The organism is Mesorhizobium abyssinicae (assembly GCF_049887195.1).
Taxonomy (GTDB): domain Bacteria; phylum Pseudomonadota; class Alphaproteobacteria; order Rhizobiales; family Rhizobiaceae; genus Mesorhizobium; species Mesorhizobium abyssinicae.
This window is the reverse complement of record NZ_JARAKC010000164.1, coordinates 1-250: the sequence shown is the minus strand read 5'-3', so window position 1 is coordinate 250 and position 250 is coordinate 1. Positions and strand designations below refer to the sequence as shown.

Sequence of the window (250 nt, the reverse complement as noted above, 5' to 3'; positions counted from 1 at the left end):
CACGCGACCGAAGATCGTCGCTCAGTGCCTTTCCCATCGTCCACCTCCCGTTGAGACGGACGTTGAATCACCGGCGGGCGCTTCAGTCACATCACATTCGATTCATCGATCACGGGACGTGCTCTAGCCGTTCGAGCGCGGCAATGCGCGCCTCATAAGCCTGGAGAAGATCGGCCGCTGCTGCATCCTCATCGAGAGCGCCCGCCTCTCGACCCATATCCGGATCAGATTGCGTGAGATGTCGTGGCGC

1 pseudogene is annotated in these 250 nt (G+C 60.8%); it reads right to left on the bottom strand.

The window, feature by feature from the left end:
• Positions 1–124: 124 nt before the first annotated feature.
• Positions 125–250 (bottom strand): annotated as a pseudogene (locus PU724_RS34085) (transposase); the annotation flags it as partial.